The 16,176-nt window shown below is 69.8% G+C and carries 9 protein-coding genes and 1 pseudogene; 1 reads left to right on the top strand and 9 read right to left on the bottom strand.

Annotated features, from left to right (window positions below; genetic code table 11):
• Positions 1-92: 92 nt before the first annotated feature.
• The 8 genes and pseudogenes from NRF20_RS03935 to NRF20_RS03900 all read right to left on the bottom strand — a co-directional run bounded on the left by NRF20_RS03935 (position 93) and on the right by NRF20_RS03900 (position 13,119).
• Positions 93-3,839 (bottom strand): S8 family serine peptidase, encoded by a 3,747-nt coding sequence (locus tag NRF20_RS03935; RefSeq protein WP_398632032.1) that lies wholly within the window; start codon positions 3,837-3,839, stop codon positions 93-95.
• 480 nt (positions 3,840-4,319) lie between these two features.
• Entirely contained in the window at positions 4,320-7,268 is a 2,949-nt protein-coding gene (locus NRF20_RS03930; protein ID WP_413752013.1) for a helix-turn-helix transcriptional regulator, read from the bottom strand.
• A 148-nt stretch (positions 7,269-7,416) separates the two neighbouring features.
• Positions 7,417-7,777, bottom strand: a pseudogene (locus NRF20_RS03925) (transposase); the annotation flags it as partial.
• 81 nt (positions 7,778-7,858) lie between these two features.
• Positions 7,859-8,662 carry an ABC transporter ATP-binding protein gene (locus tag NRF20_RS03920; RefSeq protein ID WP_413754518.1) on the bottom strand — a complete coding sequence of 268 codons (804 nt, stop codon included), beginning with the start codon at positions 8,660-8,662 and terminating at the stop codon, positions 7,859-7,861.
• 5 nt (positions 8,663-8,667) lie between these two features.
• Positions 8,668-9,648, bottom strand: coding sequence for an ABC transporter ATP-binding protein (locus NRF20_RS03915; RefSeq protein WP_413752012.1), 981 nt, complete (start codon positions 9,646-9,648; stop codon positions 8,668-8,670).
• A 5-nt stretch (positions 9,649-9,653) separates the two neighbouring features.
• On the bottom strand, positions 9,654-10,541 hold the full coding sequence (locus tag NRF20_RS03910; RefSeq protein WP_398632028.1) for an ABC transporter permease: 888 nt from the start codon (positions 10,539-10,541) through the stop codon (positions 9,654-9,656).
• The gene (locus tag NRF20_RS03905) at positions 10,538-11,491 is read right to left on the bottom strand and encodes an ABC transporter permease (protein ID WP_398632027.1); all 954 of its coding nucleotides are present in this window, start codon (positions 11,489-11,491) and stop codon (positions 10,538-10,540) included. The genes NRF20_RS03910 and NRF20_RS03905 overlap by 4 nt, the downstream gene beginning before the upstream one ends.
• Positions 11,491-13,119 (bottom strand): ABC transporter substrate-binding protein, encoded by a 1,629-nt coding sequence (locus NRF20_RS03900; RefSeq protein WP_413754517.1) that lies wholly within the window; start codon positions 13,117-13,119, stop codon positions 11,491-11,493. Before NRF20_RS03900 ends, NRF20_RS03905 begins: the two co-directional genes overlap by 1 nt.
• 136 nt (positions 13,120-13,255) lie before the next feature.
• Here NRF20_RS03900 and NRF20_RS03895 point away from each other — a divergent pair, with 136 nt between their 5' ends.
• The gene (locus NRF20_RS03895) at positions 13,256-14,305 is read left to right on the top strand and encodes a LacI family DNA-binding transcriptional regulator (RefSeq protein WP_398632026.1); all 1,050 of its coding nucleotides are present in this window, start codon (positions 13,256-13,258) and stop codon (positions 14,303-14,305) included.
• 6 nt (positions 14,306-14,311) lie between these two features.
• Here the strand turns inward: NRF20_RS03895 and NRF20_RS03890 are convergent, their stop codons facing one another.
• Positions 14,312-15,946 (bottom strand): amidohydrolase, encoded by a 1,635-nt coding sequence (locus NRF20_RS03890; RefSeq protein WP_398632025.1) that lies wholly within the window; start codon positions 15,944-15,946, stop codon positions 14,312-14,314.
• Positions 15,947-16,176 lie beyond the last annotated feature (230 nt).

Here is a 16,176-nt window from a genome sequence, read left to right as displayed (position 1 = left end):
CCGCGCTCAGGTGGACCGAAGGGTACGCCCCTGGCACAAGGACATGCCTCGTGCCAGGGGCTCGGTCAGCAACTCAGGGTGTGCCGCGAGGGTCAGCGTACGGCGTAGGCCCTGATCAGGGTCTGCTCGATCCTGCTCCCGTTGGCGTCCCATGCCTTGACGCGCAGCGATACGTAGCCCGACTCCGGGTTGCGTAGGGTCACCGTATAGCTGTCTCCCTTCTTGCTCTTCACCTTCGCGGGGTGCCAGGTGTCGCCGTCGTCGGTGGACGCCGAGACCTCGACCCCGCGGATGTCCGGAGTGGTGCCGGTCTGGAGCGCGAACGCCAGATTGAAGCGGTCGGTCTTGCCGCCCCGGGCGGTGTTCTCCGCGTCCAGGTCCAGGCCGTACTTCGGCCAGAGCAGCGCGAGGTTCTCCTTGCCGCTCGCCGGCCGGGCGGACTTGAACGTCCATGCGGTGCTGGTTTCCGTGGACAGCGGGAACCACGCCGGGCGTGAAGTGTCCAGGGTGACGCGGTAGGTCGCCGGGTCGGCGCTGACCGGCAGCGTGGTCAGCGAGAGTCGCGGCGCCTCCTTGAGGAGCTTCCCGTCCTGGTATATCCGCGCCGCCGCCGTGTCGGCGTCGCCTGCGAACTGGCTGTAGTGTCCCGGCTGGCTGTCACCCATCTCCGGGATGGTGAGGTTGATGTTGTCACCCTCGCGGACCGCCTGGGTGGCCTGCGGTCCGGCCGGGCCGTTTGCCGCGCCCAGCCAGGTCTCCTTGCGCTGCTCGCCTGCCTGGTGACTGCGGATTGCGTCCTTCACGGTGTGGCTGGTATCGGCGCGGTCCGGGAGGACCATGTGGAGCCACCGAAGCCCCTCTGTCGCCGGCCAGTTGCTGCCGGTGGAGTACCACTCCTGCCGGTCCGCAGGAGCGTCGAAGAAGTCCGGGACCAGGGAGATGAGGGCGTCGCTCGGACGGACCGCCGAGGCGGCGTCGCCGATCACGGTGCCCTTGGTGCTGCGGTACTGGGACTTCACCACGGCCGAGTTCTCCGCGGTGACCGCGTCGACGGGGTTGGCCGGAATCTCACCGGGAACCATCATCGCGATGTTGTACACCTGGGGAACGCCTGTGATCCCCTTCAGATCGATCCGGGTGGGGCCGTCGGCCATCCGGCCGAGGAGCCCCGCGCCCTCGTCCTGGGTGAGGGACCAGGCCGGGATGGCAGTGCCGGTGACGCGCGGCACGATGGTGGCGAAGGGGCCGGGCCGGTCGTTGACGATGACCACTGCCTTCGCGCCGGCGTCGGCGACCGCGGTGATCAGGTCGATGGACTTCCGGGTGGCATCGCGGGTGACGACCGCCATCTTGCCACCGAGGTCCTTGCCCGTCAGGTCCTCCGGCCGTGCCATGCCGGCATCGACCGCCTGGAGCGTGCTGGTGCCGTACAGCCGGGCCGCGTACATCACTTGCTCAAGCGGGAGCGCGCCTCCCTTTTTGGCGTAGGACGCCTGGATCACCGGCGAGAACCTGCGCTGCTGGAAGTGGAACTCGAACATGCCGAGCTCCACCGGCTTGGTGGGCACCACGTAGGCGTGGTCCCAGAGCGGGCTCGACACGGCCTTCAAGAAGTCCACCCCGATCTTGTCGGGGAGCTGCTGGCGGTAACCGAGTTTGAAGCTGCTCTGCTCGGATTTCTTGGGCGTGGCGACCTTGACCTCCTTGCCCAGTCGGGCATCCAGCGTGATCGTCCGATCCGCCTTCAGCTCCACGACGGGCTCACCGGCGAGGGTGTAGTCCGTGGTCAGGGACGAGGCCTTGTCCTTCGTGTGTACGAGGCCCATGACGGAGTAGCGTCCCTGCGGCACCGCGACGGTCTTGGTTCCGTTGTCGGGGTAGACCTGCTTGAAAGCACCCGTGTCCAGGTTGAACACTGCGAGTTCGCCGCTCGCCGGCTCTCCGTGCCGGTCGATCGTGTTGACGGTGAGGTCGACGGTGGGCACGTCCTTCGTCGCGCCGACGGTGGTGTGGACAGCGGTGCCGTCGGTCGCGGTGGCGGTGACGACGCCGGTGTAGTCGCCCATGGCGCCGAGCTCGGGGTGGTAGGTCACCGTCACGCTCTTGGTGGAATTCGCCGGAACCGTCACATTGGTGGCGCTGAGCGTGAACGTGCCATCCATCGGCGGCGCGTTCTCCCCGACGGTGAACAGGCGAAGCGACAGTGTGGTGTCCGTCGCGGAGGTGTTCACGTAACTGATCGTCTTGGTGACCGGCGCGCTCTCGGCCGACGACTTGCCCATGCTGACGACGGCGGGGCTGGAGTAGACCTTGGCGTCGATGGCCTTGGGCACGTCGACCCGGCCGCCGCCCTGCTGGTAGGCGGTGTACGAGCCCTGCTCGGCGGTGCCGACCAGCACCTGCTTGAGCCGGTCGGCGGGCCAGTCCGGATGGCGCTGGGCGAGGATCGCCGCGGCGCCGGCCACATGCGGGGTGGCCATCGAGGTGCCGCTGGCCGCGGTGTAGTCGGCGTCGACGGGGGTACCCATCGAGGTGCCGGCGGCGCGCGCGGCGACGATGCCCACGCCCGGTGCGGTGATCTCCGGCTTGACCGCGAAGGTGTCCTTGAGCGGGCCGCGGCTGGAGAAGTTCGCGAGCTGATCCTGCTTGGACACCGCGCCGACGGTCAGCGCGGCATCCGCGGCACCCGGCGAGCCCACGGTCGACTTACCCGGGCCCGTGTTGCCGGCCGCGATGACGAACAGCGCGCCGGAGGAGGCAGTGAGCTGGTCGACGGCCTCGCTGAGCGGGTCGGTGCCGTCACTGGGGGCCTCCGAGCCGAGGCTCATGCTGACGACGTCCGCGCCCTGGGCCACCGCCCATTCCATGCCGGCGATGACCCCCGACTGGGGGCCTTCACCGGCGCTGTTGAGGACCTTGCCGATGTACAGGTCGGCGCCCGGCGCCACACCCTTGTACTTGCCGCCCGACGCGGCACCCGAGCCGGCGATGGTCGAGGCGACATGCGTGCCGTGACCGTGGTGGTCGACCGCGTCGGGGTCGTCGGTGAAGTTCTGCGTCTCCTTCACCCGCCCCGCCAGATCGGGGTGGTTCGGGTCGAGACCGGTGTCGAGGACGGCCACCTTGGTGCCGGTCCCGTCGTAGCCCTTCGCCCACGCCTCCGGCGCGCCGATCTGCGGAACACTCTGATCCAGCGTCACCTGCACCGGCCGGTCGAGCCAGAGCTTCTTGATGCCGTCGGCGAGCTTCGGTGCCTTCGTCGCGGCGGCGCTGTCGTCGTCGACCGCCTCCCAGAACGTCGTCGCCTTCTTCTTGCTCGCGCGCAGTGCCACCGCGTTGGCGCTGGGCAGCTCGTCGGCCTTCACCGAACCGGCCGGCGCCGCCTGCTTGAGCGCCTTGCCCGCCTTGCCTGGCGCGCCCGCGAAGGTCGCCATCAGCGGCACGGCGCGGCGGTGCGCGTCGTCGTAGCCGTACTCGACGAGCTTGGTGACGTTGAACAGCTCGCGGTCGAGCTTGTTCGCGGCAAGGTACGGCTGTGCCTTGTCCGGGATGACATAGACCTCGTCGCCCACCTTCATGGTGGAGAACGCCGCCGGGGTGCCGTCGGGCGCGGGAGCGACCGTCGCCGCCTGCAAGCCGTTGGCATGGCGCTCCAGCGTCACGACCTCGCCCGTGACGAGGGTGAGCGTGTGTGTGGCGACGACCGGGCCGTTCTGCTGCGGCTGACTCGCCCGGGTGGCCGGCTTTTCGGCGGCAGCGACGGCGGGGATGCCGAGCGTCCCGGCAACGCAGGCCGTGGCCAGCAGCGCCGTGAGTGCCCGATTCGAGCGGTGCGGCAAGCGCCGGAATATGGGGATGGTCAGGTGGACCGGGAACCTGGATGCCCCAGCCGGTGGTGACTGTCTCATACGGCAATGACCTTTTCTGAGGGGAGAATGCGCGCGGATACCGCGCGGTTGCGGGGAGTCGGCATCGCGCCGAGTGGCTGCGATGAATGTGGTGGGTGCCAACCAGTACTGCTCCAGGCCGATCGGTGGCGCACCGCCGGCGGCGAACGACGCGTCCTGCTGCTGCGGAAGTGACCTGGCACCGGTCGGTGAGCCTGCGGGGGTCAGCCCCGGAACCTAGCTGTGCCGGAGAGCCAGGACGGATGGCCCGATCGAGGCAATCCGTCGGATTCGACCGTGCGCCAGAAGCCTTGCGGACTCGGGGGGATGAGTGGCGACAGGCGGAGGTGTTGGTTCCATGCCGTTGAGTGTTGTTCGCGCACCGGCTACCAGACGATTGGGCAGATGACCCAATTTTGCTGCCGCGCCCGCCTAACGGTGGGCGCCGGCCGGGCTGTCGACGACGACGCCGGCTTCGACGACCTTCACGGCCAGCGCCGTTCGGGACGACACGTCAAGTTTGCGCATCGCTCCTTCCACGTGCCGCGCGACCGTCTTCGGCGACAGGATGAGGACACCGGCGATCTCCCGATTGGTCCGGCCTCCGACGAGCAGCCGGACCACGTCGAGCTCACGGGGCGACAGTTGATCGCCGTAGCTTCGTCGTCCACCGTGCCATGACGGACGCTTCACCCCGACACCGGATGCACGCAGTGTGTGCATGACGCGCTCGGCGTCGCCACGAGCGCCGAGGGCGGACAACCCCTGGAAGGTTTCCGTAAGGACGGAGAGAGCCGCATCGGACTGGTCCGCTCGTAGCAGACAGCGGGCCTGTCGCTCACGGCTGAGCAGGGCGTCGTACGGCCGGGGAAGGCCCTGCCACGCGTTGGCCGCACGCGCGAACAGTTCGGCGGCACCGAGGGGTTCGCCTTGATGCTGGGCCAGGATCGCCCTGCAGGTCGACAAGGCGGCGTGCGGGCCAGGTGCGCGGCGATCGCGTACTCCCGCTGCGAAAGCGTCGACCAGGTCGCAGGCTTCGTCGATCCGCCCGGCCATGAGCAGTGCCTCGGCCCGGACCGGGGCGAGTTCGGTGGCCCAGATCCAGGTGCCCTTGCGTTCCAGGAACCGGATCGGCTCGTCGGTCAGCTGCAGCACGTCGTCTATCCGCCCGGCGCCGAGCCGGAGCCTGGCCAGGGCGCCGGCAGGTTCGACGGAGTACTCTGCACCTCCATGTCGGTCCGCCTGTTCAAGGACGAGCCGCAGGCACTCGTCCGCTCTGTCCTGATCACCGCGGGCCGCATACAGCAAGCCGGTGACCATGGCCGGCGCCAGACGACTCACCGGCTGCAGGAGTTCCTCGTCACCGGCCAGCGATCCGGCCCGGTCGGCCAGCCCGTCCCAGGCTCCGGTGAGCCAGTCCAGGTGAGCCAGCGTCACGTGCCCGAGCCTATGAAGCTTCCGGTACTGATACGTGTCGGCCAGCCCTACGGCCAGCGTGAGCAGCCGCCTCGCCTCCGGGTACTTCCCCCAGATCAGTGCCATGTGCCCGACGTTGAGTTGGCCGACCGTGATCTGCTGCCTCTCCGCGGCGGTGGACGCGTCATCGGCGATCAACGCTGCCTCCGCCCACCCCTCCTCCTCACCGAGCAGCAAAAGCCCGCTCGCTCGCCCGACCCGGATGCTCAGCCGGTCCCCCGGCGCCATCGAGACCGGCACCTGCGCAACACGCCGCAGCCACCTGAGGTGTTCGGCCGCCGGTGTCGTCGTCCCGTACGGCAGGCCGAGAAACACCATTGCGCGGGCTGCCTTCGCCGGGTCGTGCCCGAGGTCGGGCAGCGCTCGTTCCATCTCGATACGAGACTGCTCGAACGCCTCCATCTGTTGCAGCAGACGGGCGACATGGAAGCGGATCTCCGCCGCCTCGCTCGGCGACGGCTTCCCGGTGTCCAGCACGAGGCGGAGAGCGTCCATCAGTTCGCGGTAGCGTTCGTGCCCGCTGAGCAGACAGAACGGAACCTTGCTGGTCAGCCGCAACACGTCGGCGGGCGGCAGGTCGGCGTTGGTGAGCAGATCGTGCACCAGGATGACCGCCGTCGCATCGTCACCCGAGGCGAGGGCGAGGTCGGCAGACTGTTCCGCGTACCGGCACCACGCCGTCGTGTCGCCGGCCTCCCGGAAGTGGCGCGCGAGCTGGGCGACCGGGGACGGGGTGGCGTCTTCGAGGACGTACGCGGCACGCAGGTGCATCGCCCGCCGCTGCGGCACGGGAATCGCCTCGTACACCGCGCGGCACGCCAGCATGTGCCGGAACGAGACCAGCCCGCGCTGGTCCTCCCTCAGCAGCCCCGAACCCACCGCCTCCGCCAGGCCTGCCAGCCTGCTCGCCGGATCGCCTTCCGGAGCCATCACCTCGACGACGGCGTCCTCAGGTGCGGCGTCGGTGAGTACGGCGGCCGCGCGCAACGCTGCCTGCGCCGCCGGGCCGAGCCGTGCGCTGCGTTCCAGTACGACGTCCCGCACCGTCGGCGGTACGTCGATGTCACTCAGTCGCTGCCGCACCCAGGAATCACCCCGCTGGGTCGGGTCAGCGCGGTTCCACATCAGCCGGACGGACTCCTCGACCGCGAGCGGAAGCCCGTCGGTCCGGTCATGCAGGATGGTCGCGAACTCGTCGGAAACCCGTTCCCCACCCAGCATCGAGGACACCAGCGCGGCAGTCCCGGGGACATCCAACGGCTCCAACGACAGCCGCAGCCGCGCCGCACCCGCCGGTTGCCGCGACGACAACCGCAGCAGCAGAGAGTCCGGCGCGACTTCCTCCGGGCGGTAGCTCACCAGCAGACTGACCTGTTGTCGCGGACGTGATGCCAGGAACAGCAGGAACTCCAGGGTGGCCTCATCTGCCCAGTGCACGTCCTCAACGGCGAGCAACCCGATTTCGAGCCGTTCGAGGATCTCCTCGATGGCCCGGAACAGTCGGTGTCGTGCCGCTGCCGCGTCTTCGGCCGGGTCGGGCGCGGGCGGCAACGACGGTGCCCACTCGGGGAACAACGGCCGGAGCGCCCCCGCCAGTCCGCTCAGGCCGAGCCGGGCGACATCCTCGGTCGCGGGTCGGATCGCGTCCACCACCGGACCGAGCGTGAAGGGCTGTCGAACAGCCGGGCAGGCCGCCAGCAGCACCCGCTGCCGGGCCGGGGCATGCGCCGCAAGTAGCTCCTGGACCAGCCGGCTCTTACCGATCCCGGCCTCGCCCTCGATCAGCACGACCACCGGCGGGTCGGACAACGCCGCTCTCAAAGCGGCTAGTTCGCGCTCGCGTCCGACCAAGCCGGGTGATGCGATCGCCGGTAGGTCGCGTGTGTCGGAATCGCTGGTAGACATTCGCCCCACCGTGGAAGACAGACAACGGCGTGCCCGAACCGTCGTCTTCCCTGAACAATACGATCAGAGGGTACAAGGCGGGGTGGCAGGGGGATAGGCCACGTTCACAGGCGTGGTGTGGAAGGCGATCACTGTGGAGTTCCGGGGCTGATGTCTGTGTGCCTGGGACTCGCGGGCAACGCTTGCGGGCACCAACCGCATGCTGGTGAGCACGGCAGACGGTCGAATCCCGCACCGACCATGGACCAGTTGATCGGTCCCTCCGCATCGGCATTGGCCACCAAGGCCCGCAGGACTCTCCCAGGTGCCGTCCGCGGACCACATGCGATGGCAGTCATACACCGTCTGCCACTTCCCGGACCGGGGCGGCAGATCCCGCCACGGAACACCCGTCCGCAGCCGGCACGGGATCCCCTTGATCACCTTTCCGTGACACTTCCACTGCCCACCTCGCCCGACGTTTCGCGACAAGTGCCACTCTCCGTCCGAGCCCACTCCGTAACGGACAGCTCACCCCACCCCCATTACATACAGGCCGGGAACCGTAAGTTGAGGCGAGGCCGCGGCGTCCGGGGCCCGGAACGGCTTGGTCAACCGAGGGAGCGGCGGGCGGCCGCGGCGTCGGCGGGGTTCCAGCCGCGTCGGGGGACGGAGCTGAGCAGCAGACGTGTGTAGGGGTGTTGAGGCGCGTCCAGGATCTCGGCCGTAGGGCCCGCCTCCACCACCTGTCCCTCCTTGAGGACCATCACCTCGTCGGTGATGTGCCGGACGACGGCGAGGTCATGGGTGACGAAGAGGAAGCCGATGCCGACCTCGCGCCGGATGGTGCCCAGGAGTTCGAGAACCTGCGCCTGAATGGACACGTCCAAGGCAGCCACAGCCTCGTCGAGGACGAGGACGCGCGGTTCGGCGGCCAGAGCGCGGGCGATTGCCACGCGCTGGCGCTGGCCGCCGGACAGCTTGCCGGGCAGGGCGGCCGCCTCCCGTTCGCCGAGCCCGACCTGGTCGAGGAGTTCGGCGACGCGCTCCCGCCGGACTGTCGTCTCCATCGGGAAGTGGAGGCGCAGGACCTCCTCGATGCACCGGCCCACGGTCACCCGCGGATCGAGGGACAGGTACGGATCCTGGAAGACCATCTGGATCTCGCGTGCGCGGGCGAGTCGCTCGGCTCTGCCCCGGGCGGGCGCCGAGCGGTCACGTCCACCGATGCGGATGGTGCCGCCGTCGGGGCGCTCCAGGCCGACGAGCATCCGCACCGTCGTGGTCTTGCCGCTGCCGGATTCGCCGACGATACCGAGAGAGGAGCCCGGCGGCAGGGTGAAGGACACGTCCTCCACGGCCGTGTGGTCTCCGTACCGCTTGCGCAGCCTCTGAACGACGAGTTCCTCGGTCACCCCGGTCACAGTTCGATCCCTTCGTCGGCGCGATGGCACGCGGCGAGTCCGTCGCCGTGGTGCGCAAGTTCGGGCGTCTCCTCAAAACAACGCGGCTGCGCATGGGCGCAGCGCGTTGCGAAGGCGCACCCTGGTGGGGCCTCGGCGAGGGAGACGGGTCGGCCCGGGATGGGGCGTGGGGCGGCGGCTGCCGCCTCGATACGGGGCGTGCAGGCGAGGAGTCCCGCCGTGTACGGGTGGCGTGGACGGTCGAACAGCGCGTCGGTGCCACTGGTTTCGACGATCCGGCCCGCGTACATGACGTACACGCGGTCGCAGATCGCCGAGGCCAGTTCGAGGTCGTGGGTGACGAAGAGCATTCCGGTGCCGCGTGCGGCCTGGAGGCGTGTGAGGATCGCGATGATCTCCGCCTGGGTGGTGACATCGAGGGCCGTGGTCGGTTCGTCGGCGACCAGCAGAGCGGGCTCGCCCGCGAGGGCAGCCGCAATGACCACGCGCTGGAGCATCCCGCCGGAGAACTGGTGCGGGTAGCGGCGCAGCGCGCCCCGCGGATCGCGGATGCCCACCGCGTCGAGGAGTTCCGCGGCCCGGTCCTCGGCCGCGGCGGCGGGGGTTCCCGCACCGCGCAGTCCTTCGGTGAGGAAGTCGCCTACGCGGCGCAGCGGGTTCACGGACGCGCGCGGATCCTGGTAGATCATCGCGACCTGTCTGGCACGCAGCCCGGCCAGTTCGGCGCGGTTCATGGCCAGGACGTCGCGGCCCGCGACCCGCACCTCACCACTCGTTCGCGCCCGAGGCGGCAGCAGCCCGAGCACGCTGCGGCACGCGACCGACTTGCCCGAGCCGGACTCGCCGACCAGGCCGACGGTCTCGCCGGCCTCGACCCGCAGTGTGACGCCGTCGAGGATGGGCCGGGCCGCCTGCTCGCCGGGCAGGCGGACGCCGAGCCCGTCGATCTCCAGCGCGGGGGTTTCATACTCGGTCATGGCACTCACCGCTCCCGCTTCGCGATTCGGTCGGCGAGCCCCTCGCCGACGATGCCGAAGGCGACCACGGCGAGGACGATGCACGCGGACGGCGCGAGCGCGGGCAGCATTGCCCCCTGCTGGATCGCCGACTGGCCTTCGTTGATCATGGCTCCCCAGTCGGCCGTGGGCGGCTGCACCCCGAACCCGAGGAAGGACAGCGCGGCGAGATCCATCAGTACGTAGCCGAAGTTCATCGCGGACTGTGCGAACACTGTCGGTGCGATGTTCGGCAGCAGATGACGCAGGCAGATCGTCCAGCCCGACCAGCCCTGCACGCGGTAGGACTCGATGTAGGCGCGGGCCTTCTCCTGACGGGCGATACCTCGGACCAGGCGTCCGACGTACGGGGTGTAGGCCACGGCCATGGCGATCACGGGCGCGGCCATGCCCGAGCCGAGGACAGCCACCAGGAGGATGGCCAGCAGCAGTCCGGGGATCGCGAAGGCCAGGTCCATCGACCGGGACAGCAGGGCATCGGCCCAGCCACCGCGCCAGGCGGCGACCATGCCGACGAGCGTCCCCAGGAGGGTCGAGACGCCGACCACGAGGAGCGGTCCGAGCAGGCCCGTCCGCGCGCCGTGAATCAGCCTCGACAGGATGTCGCGGCCCGACTGGTCGGTGCCGAGGAGGTGGTCGGCGCTGGTGCCCGTCAGGCTCGCCGACAGGTCGAGCACTTCGGGGTCGTACGGTGCGAGCACGGGGGCGAGGACGGCGATCAGGACGAGCACCGCGAGGATGACGACACCTGCGGTGAACAGTGGGCCCTGGCTGAGTACCCGCAGTCCGCGCAGGCCCCGGCGGCGGCGCAGCGCATCCGGGGAGGAGGACGCGGGCGAGACGGCGGTGGTCATCGGGAAGCCTCCCCGTAGAGGGACAGCCGGGGATCGATGACCGGCACAAGCAGGTCGACGATCAGGTTGACAAGGACGAACGCCGCCACGCTGAGCAGGGTGATCGCCTGAACGACGGCGAAGTCCTTGGCTGTCACCGACTGCACCAGCAGGGAGCCGATACCGGACACGTTGAAGGCGGTTTCGACGATTGAGGTGCTGATCAGCAGGCCGGCGAGCATGGTGCCGCCGACGGTGACGATGGGGCCCAGCGCGTTGCGCAGCACATGCCGACGGACCACGGCGCCTCTCGCGACACCGCGGGCGCGCGCCACCTCGACGTGTTCGCGCCCGAGTTCGTCGAGCATGGCCGACCGGGTGACCCGGGCCAACAGTCCGGCGAATGTGATCGCCAGGGCGAAGGCGGGCAGTGTCAGATGGTAGAGGCGGTCGCCGAGGCCCTCGGGAGTGCCTCCGGGCCCGGGAAACCAGCCCAGTTGGACGGAGAAGAGCGAGACGAGCGCGATGGCGCTGACGAACGAGGGAGTGGCCGTGGCCACGCCGGTGCCGAGGAGCACCGCGCGGTCCACCGCCCCGGGGCGCAGGGCGGCCAGGATGCCGCCCGTCACCCCGAGGACTGCGACCAGCAGTGCCGCGTAGCCGACGAGCAGCGCGGTGCCCGGCAGGCGGGAGGCGATGAGGGAGCCGACGTCCTGGTGAAACTGGGTGGAGCGGCCGAAGTCGCCCTGAAGGAAGCTGCCGAGCCACTTCGCGTACTGGACCGGCAGCGGGTCGTCCAAGTGGTACTGCGTGCGCAGTGCCGCGACCGCGTCCGGGGTCGCGGGGCGGCCGTGGAGCAGGAAGGTCACCGGGTCGCCCGGCGCGAGATGCACGGTGCCGAAGACGATGAACGAGGTGATGAGCAGCACCGCCGTCAGGCCGAGGAGGCGGCTCATCAGATAGCGCGTCATTACTGCGCGGCCCCGATCGTCGCGGCCCAGGGGTAGTACAGCTGGGCGATGCCGGTCGGGGCGCCCGTCACCCGGCTGCCGAGGAAGACCGAGTAAGGGGCTTCGTACAGCGGGATGATCGGGAGCTCGCGTACGGCGATGCGCTGGAGTTCGGCGGTCAGTTCCGCGCGGCGCGCCGCATCGGGCTCCGCGTTCGCCTTGTCGAAGGCGGCGTCGAACTCGGCGTCGGACCAGTTGCCGTAGTTGCCGAAGTCGCCCGTGCGCAGGTACTGGTAGAACTCCAGCGGGTCGGGCGTGTTGTCGTACCCGTTGGTGATGACGAGGTCAAGTCCCTTACGGGCGCTGGGGTCGACGAAGATGCTGGTGTAGGCCTCCGGGGCGACGGCCTTCAGCTCGACGTCGAGGCCGATCTGCTTGCCGGCGGCCTGGACGGCGTTGGCCACGACGCTGATCTCCGGGGCGAGCGAGCTGGTGACGAGGGTGACCTTGCGCCCCGTGGCACCGGCCTCGGTGATCAGCTTCTTCGCGGCGGCCACGTCGTACACGGGCTCGGGCAGCGCCTTGAAGTAGTCGTCGGCCTTCTCGGGCGCCAGAGCCCACGCGCCGCGCGCGGCGGGCGCCTTCGCGGGAATGCCGACGCCGCCGGCGGCAGCCTTGACGATGCTCTTGCGGTCGAGGGCCATGGAGAGGGCCTGGCGGACCTTGAGGTCTCCGAGCGGGCCCTTGAAGTCGAGCACGGCGAGATCGGCGGCCGCCGTGTTGGGGCCGAAGTACACCGTGCCCTTGGAGCTGTTGCGCAGCTGGGTGAGGGAGGAGGAGGGCACCAGGTAGCCGCCGTCGGCCGTGCCGGACAGGAAGGCGTTGGTGCGGGCGGACGGATCCTCGATGAAGGTGAATTTCACGGTGTCGGTCTTGGGAGTCAGCGACCGGTCCCAGTAAGCGGGGTCCTTCTTCAGGGTGAGGCTGTCGCCCTGGGCCCAGCTGTCGAGCGAGTAGGGGCCGGTGCAGTTGACCTTGCCCTTGGGGCCGCCGTAGTCCTTGCCGGCCTTGGCCAGGAAGGCGGCGCTCTCGACGGTGCCGGGGGAGGCCGCCATGAGTTCGTTGAGGAGCACGTCGGGCTTGCTGAGCCGGATCGTCACCTCCAGCGGCCCGCTCTTCTTGATGGAGGCGACGTTCTTGAAGGCCGAGCCCCACGGGGAGCCGGTGGCCGGATCCATGTGGCGTTTGAGGGAGGCGACCACGTCGTCCGCCGTCATGGTCGATCCGTCGTGGAATTTCACACCCGGTCGAAGGGTGTACACCCAGGTCTTCGGGTCGGGGTTCGCGTACTTAACGGCCAGCCCGGGTTCGATCTTCATGTCGGGGGTGACCCGCAGCAGCTGCTCGCACACGTTGGCGAGCACGGTGTTCGGCGGGTAGTCGTAGGCGAGGGCGTAGTCGAGCGTGTAGGGCTCGGCGTACAGCGACCAGGTGAGGGAGTCGAGGGAGCCTTTCGCCGCCGGGGAGTTCGGGGTGACGGTGTAGGCGGGGGCACCGCCGCCGCCGGACTGGGATTTGGTTGCGCCGGAACAGCCGGCGGCGGCCGTGACGACGGCGGAACAGACAAGCAGCGCGGTGGCTCTGGGCATGCGCAAGGAGACCCACCCCTTTACGGGTGTAGTGACGGGCGCTGGGGGATGGAGCGAGTATTGATGCGGGAACGTTCCCGCGCAAGACTTTGCGGGAACGGTTTTGCTGAGGTCGCGAGGGTGGCAGCATCGGTGCATGACTCCAGCTCCCCAACGCGGCGGCCACACTGTGCGGACCGCCTCGCCCCGCGTCCGTCTCGTCGATGTCGCCCGCGAGGCGGGCCTCTCCAAGACCACCGTCTCGGCGGCCCTCAACGGCACGGGACGGCTCTCGCCGGCCGTGCGGGAGAAGGCCAGGGAGACTGCGCGCAGGATGGGATACCGGCCCAACGCCACCGCCCGGCAGCTGCGTGCGGGGCGGGCCCCGCTGATCGGTTACGTCGTGGGGGAGTTCGCAGGGACCCCGTGGACGTATCTGGAGTCGCCGTACTTCGCCCAGCTGACCGGCGCCACAGCGGCTGCGGCGCTCAAACGTGGATACGCCCTGGTGATGCTGCCCGCGGGATCGCTGCACAGCGAGTGGGCCGACCTGCCGCTCGAAGCGGTGATAGTTGCCGATCCGGTTGCCGACGACCGGGTGGTGGAGGATCTGCTTGCCGCCCGTATCCCCGTCTTCAGCGACGGATCGGTGGACGGCCGACCTGGAGCGCACTGGGTGGACGTCGATGCCGAGGAGGCGGTCCGCGGAACCCTGGAGCATCTGGGATCGCAGGGCGCACGGCGGACGGCGCTCGTGCTGCCCGACAGCACCACCCGCTTCCACCGCGGGGTTCTGGCCGCCTACCGGGGCTGGTGTGCCGCACGCGGCTGCACGGCCCGGGTGACCTACGCCGCCGACGCCGGCAACGGCCCGGTGGTCCGGGCGGTGGACAGCGCGCTGACGGCTGTTGAGCGGCCCGACGCCCTCTTCGTGGTGGCGGAGCTGAGCCCGCCGCTCGTCCTGGAGGCGGCTCGCCGCCACGGCTACGACGTACCCGGCGACCTTCTCGTGGTGTGCGTGAGCGAGGACAGTACGGCCGAGCACACCGAACCTCCGATCTCGACGCTGAGCCTTCAGCCCCGGGAGGTTGCCGAGGCCGGGATCGAACTCCTCGTCGCCGCCCTGGAGAGCGGCGACGAAGTGCCCTCGGGCGTGCTCGTGCCGACGCGCCTGCTGGTCCGGGAGTCCTCGCGGCGGCCGTCTTAGGCCCTCTCAGGCGGAGTGCACCAGCGTGCCGCCGACATAGGTGCGCAGGACCTGGGCCTCGGCGATCTCCTCCGGGGGCAGCGTGAAGATGTCCCGGTCCAGCACCACCAGGTCGGCCAAGTGGCCGGGGAGCAGACTGCCGGTGTCGTCGAGCCCGTTCACATGTGCCGAGCCGGCGGTGTAGGCGGCGACCGCTGTGGTGAGGTCGAGGCGCTGCTCCGGCAGGAAGACCCGCCCGTCGGTGGCCTCTGGCTCCATCCGGTTCACCGCGACATGGATTCCGGCGATCGGATCGGGGCTGCTGACGGGCCAGTCGCTGCCCGCGGCCAGAGTGGCTCCGGCGCGCAGCAGGGAGCCGAACGGGTACTGCCAGGCGGCCCGTTCGGGTCCGAGGAAGGGGATCGTCAGCTCATCCATCTGGGGTTCGTGTGCGGCCCAGAGCGGCTGGATGTTGGCGATGGCGCCGAGCCGTGCGAAGCGATCCAGATCGTCGGGGTGGACCACCTGGAGGTGGGCGAGATGGTGGCGGTTGCCACGCCGCCCATGGGCCTCGACGGCTGCCTCGACCGCGTCCAGGGCCTCGCGCACCCCCCGGTCGCCGAGCGCGTGGAAGTGGACCTGGAAGTCGTGGGCGTCGAGCTCGGTGACGTACGAGCGCAGGGCGACGGGGTCGACGAAGCTCAGACCCGAGTTGGCGGTGGCGCAGCCGCAGCCGTCGAGGTACGGGGTGGTCATGGCCGCCGTGAAGTTCTCGGCGATGCCGTCCTGCATGATCTTCACCGCACGGGCCCGGAACCGTCCGTGGCTCAACTGCTCCCGCTGGGAAAGCAGTTCGGCGATCTGCTCGGCCCCCCGCTCGCGGTCCCACCACAGGGCCCCGGTCACCCGGGCGGTGAGCGTGCCTTCACGGGCGGCCGCCAGATAGGCGTCGGACGGGTCCGGCCTGCCGCCGAACACGCCCAGAAGGGCGTCCTGCCAGCCGGTGATACCGAGGGAATGCAGCAGCTTCTGGGCCCGCAGCAGACCGGCGAGGCGGTCCGCCGGTGTGCTCGGCGGCACGATCCGGGAGACCAGGGCGGTGGCGCCCTCCTGCAGCATGCCGCTCGGGGTGCCGTCCGGCTCGCGCTCGATCCGGCCGTCGAAGGGATCGGCGGATTCCCGGGTGAGACCGGCCAGTTCGAGCGCCCGGGTGTTGGCCCAGGCGCCGTGGTGGTCGCGGTTGGCCAGAAGGACCGGGCGGTCCGGGATCACGGAGTCGAGGAGCTGCCGGGTGGGCAGTCCGCCGTCGAAGCTCTCCATGGACCAGCCGCCGCCCGTGATCCACGAGCGGTCCGGGTGCGCGTCGGCGTAGGAGCGTATGAGGGTGAGGTAGTCCTCGACGCCCACCGTGCCGGTCAGATCGCACTCGGCCAGTTCCATTCCGCCGAACACGGCGTGAATGTGGGAGTCCTGGAATCCGGGGAGCAGCAACTTGCCCTGGAGATCGATGACTTCGGTGTTCGGGCCGATCAGTTCGCGCACCTCGTCATGGCCGACGGCGGTGATGCGCTCCCCGGTGACGGCCAGGCTGCTTGCCCGGGTGCGGGCGGGATCGCCGGTGTGGACGGGACCACGGGTGAAGATCAGATCGGGCTTGGCCATGAGGTGCTCCAAGGCGAGAGGGAGGGATGTGTGAACGGTCATGCAACCGAGGTGCCCATTTACATGTCAACGCTGTTGTCGTAAGGCGACCTGTGGGAGATCGGGCTCCGGCTCCATGCCTTGCGCCGGCCGACCCGCAGGCGGCCCTGTTTGCGGCGCACCGGACGGCCGGGCGGTCCCATGAGCGTGCCCGGGCGTGGAAGCGATTGTTGGGGCGTTCATGTGGGACA

Source organism: Streptomyces sp. R-74717 (assembly GCF_047305335.1).
Classification (GTDB): Bacteria; Actinomycetota; Actinomycetes; order Streptomycetales; family Streptomycetaceae; genus Streptomyces; species Streptomyces atratus.
The sequence above is the reverse complement of the archived record's forward strand: the minus strand, read 5'-3'. Positions and strand labels throughout refer to the sequence as shown.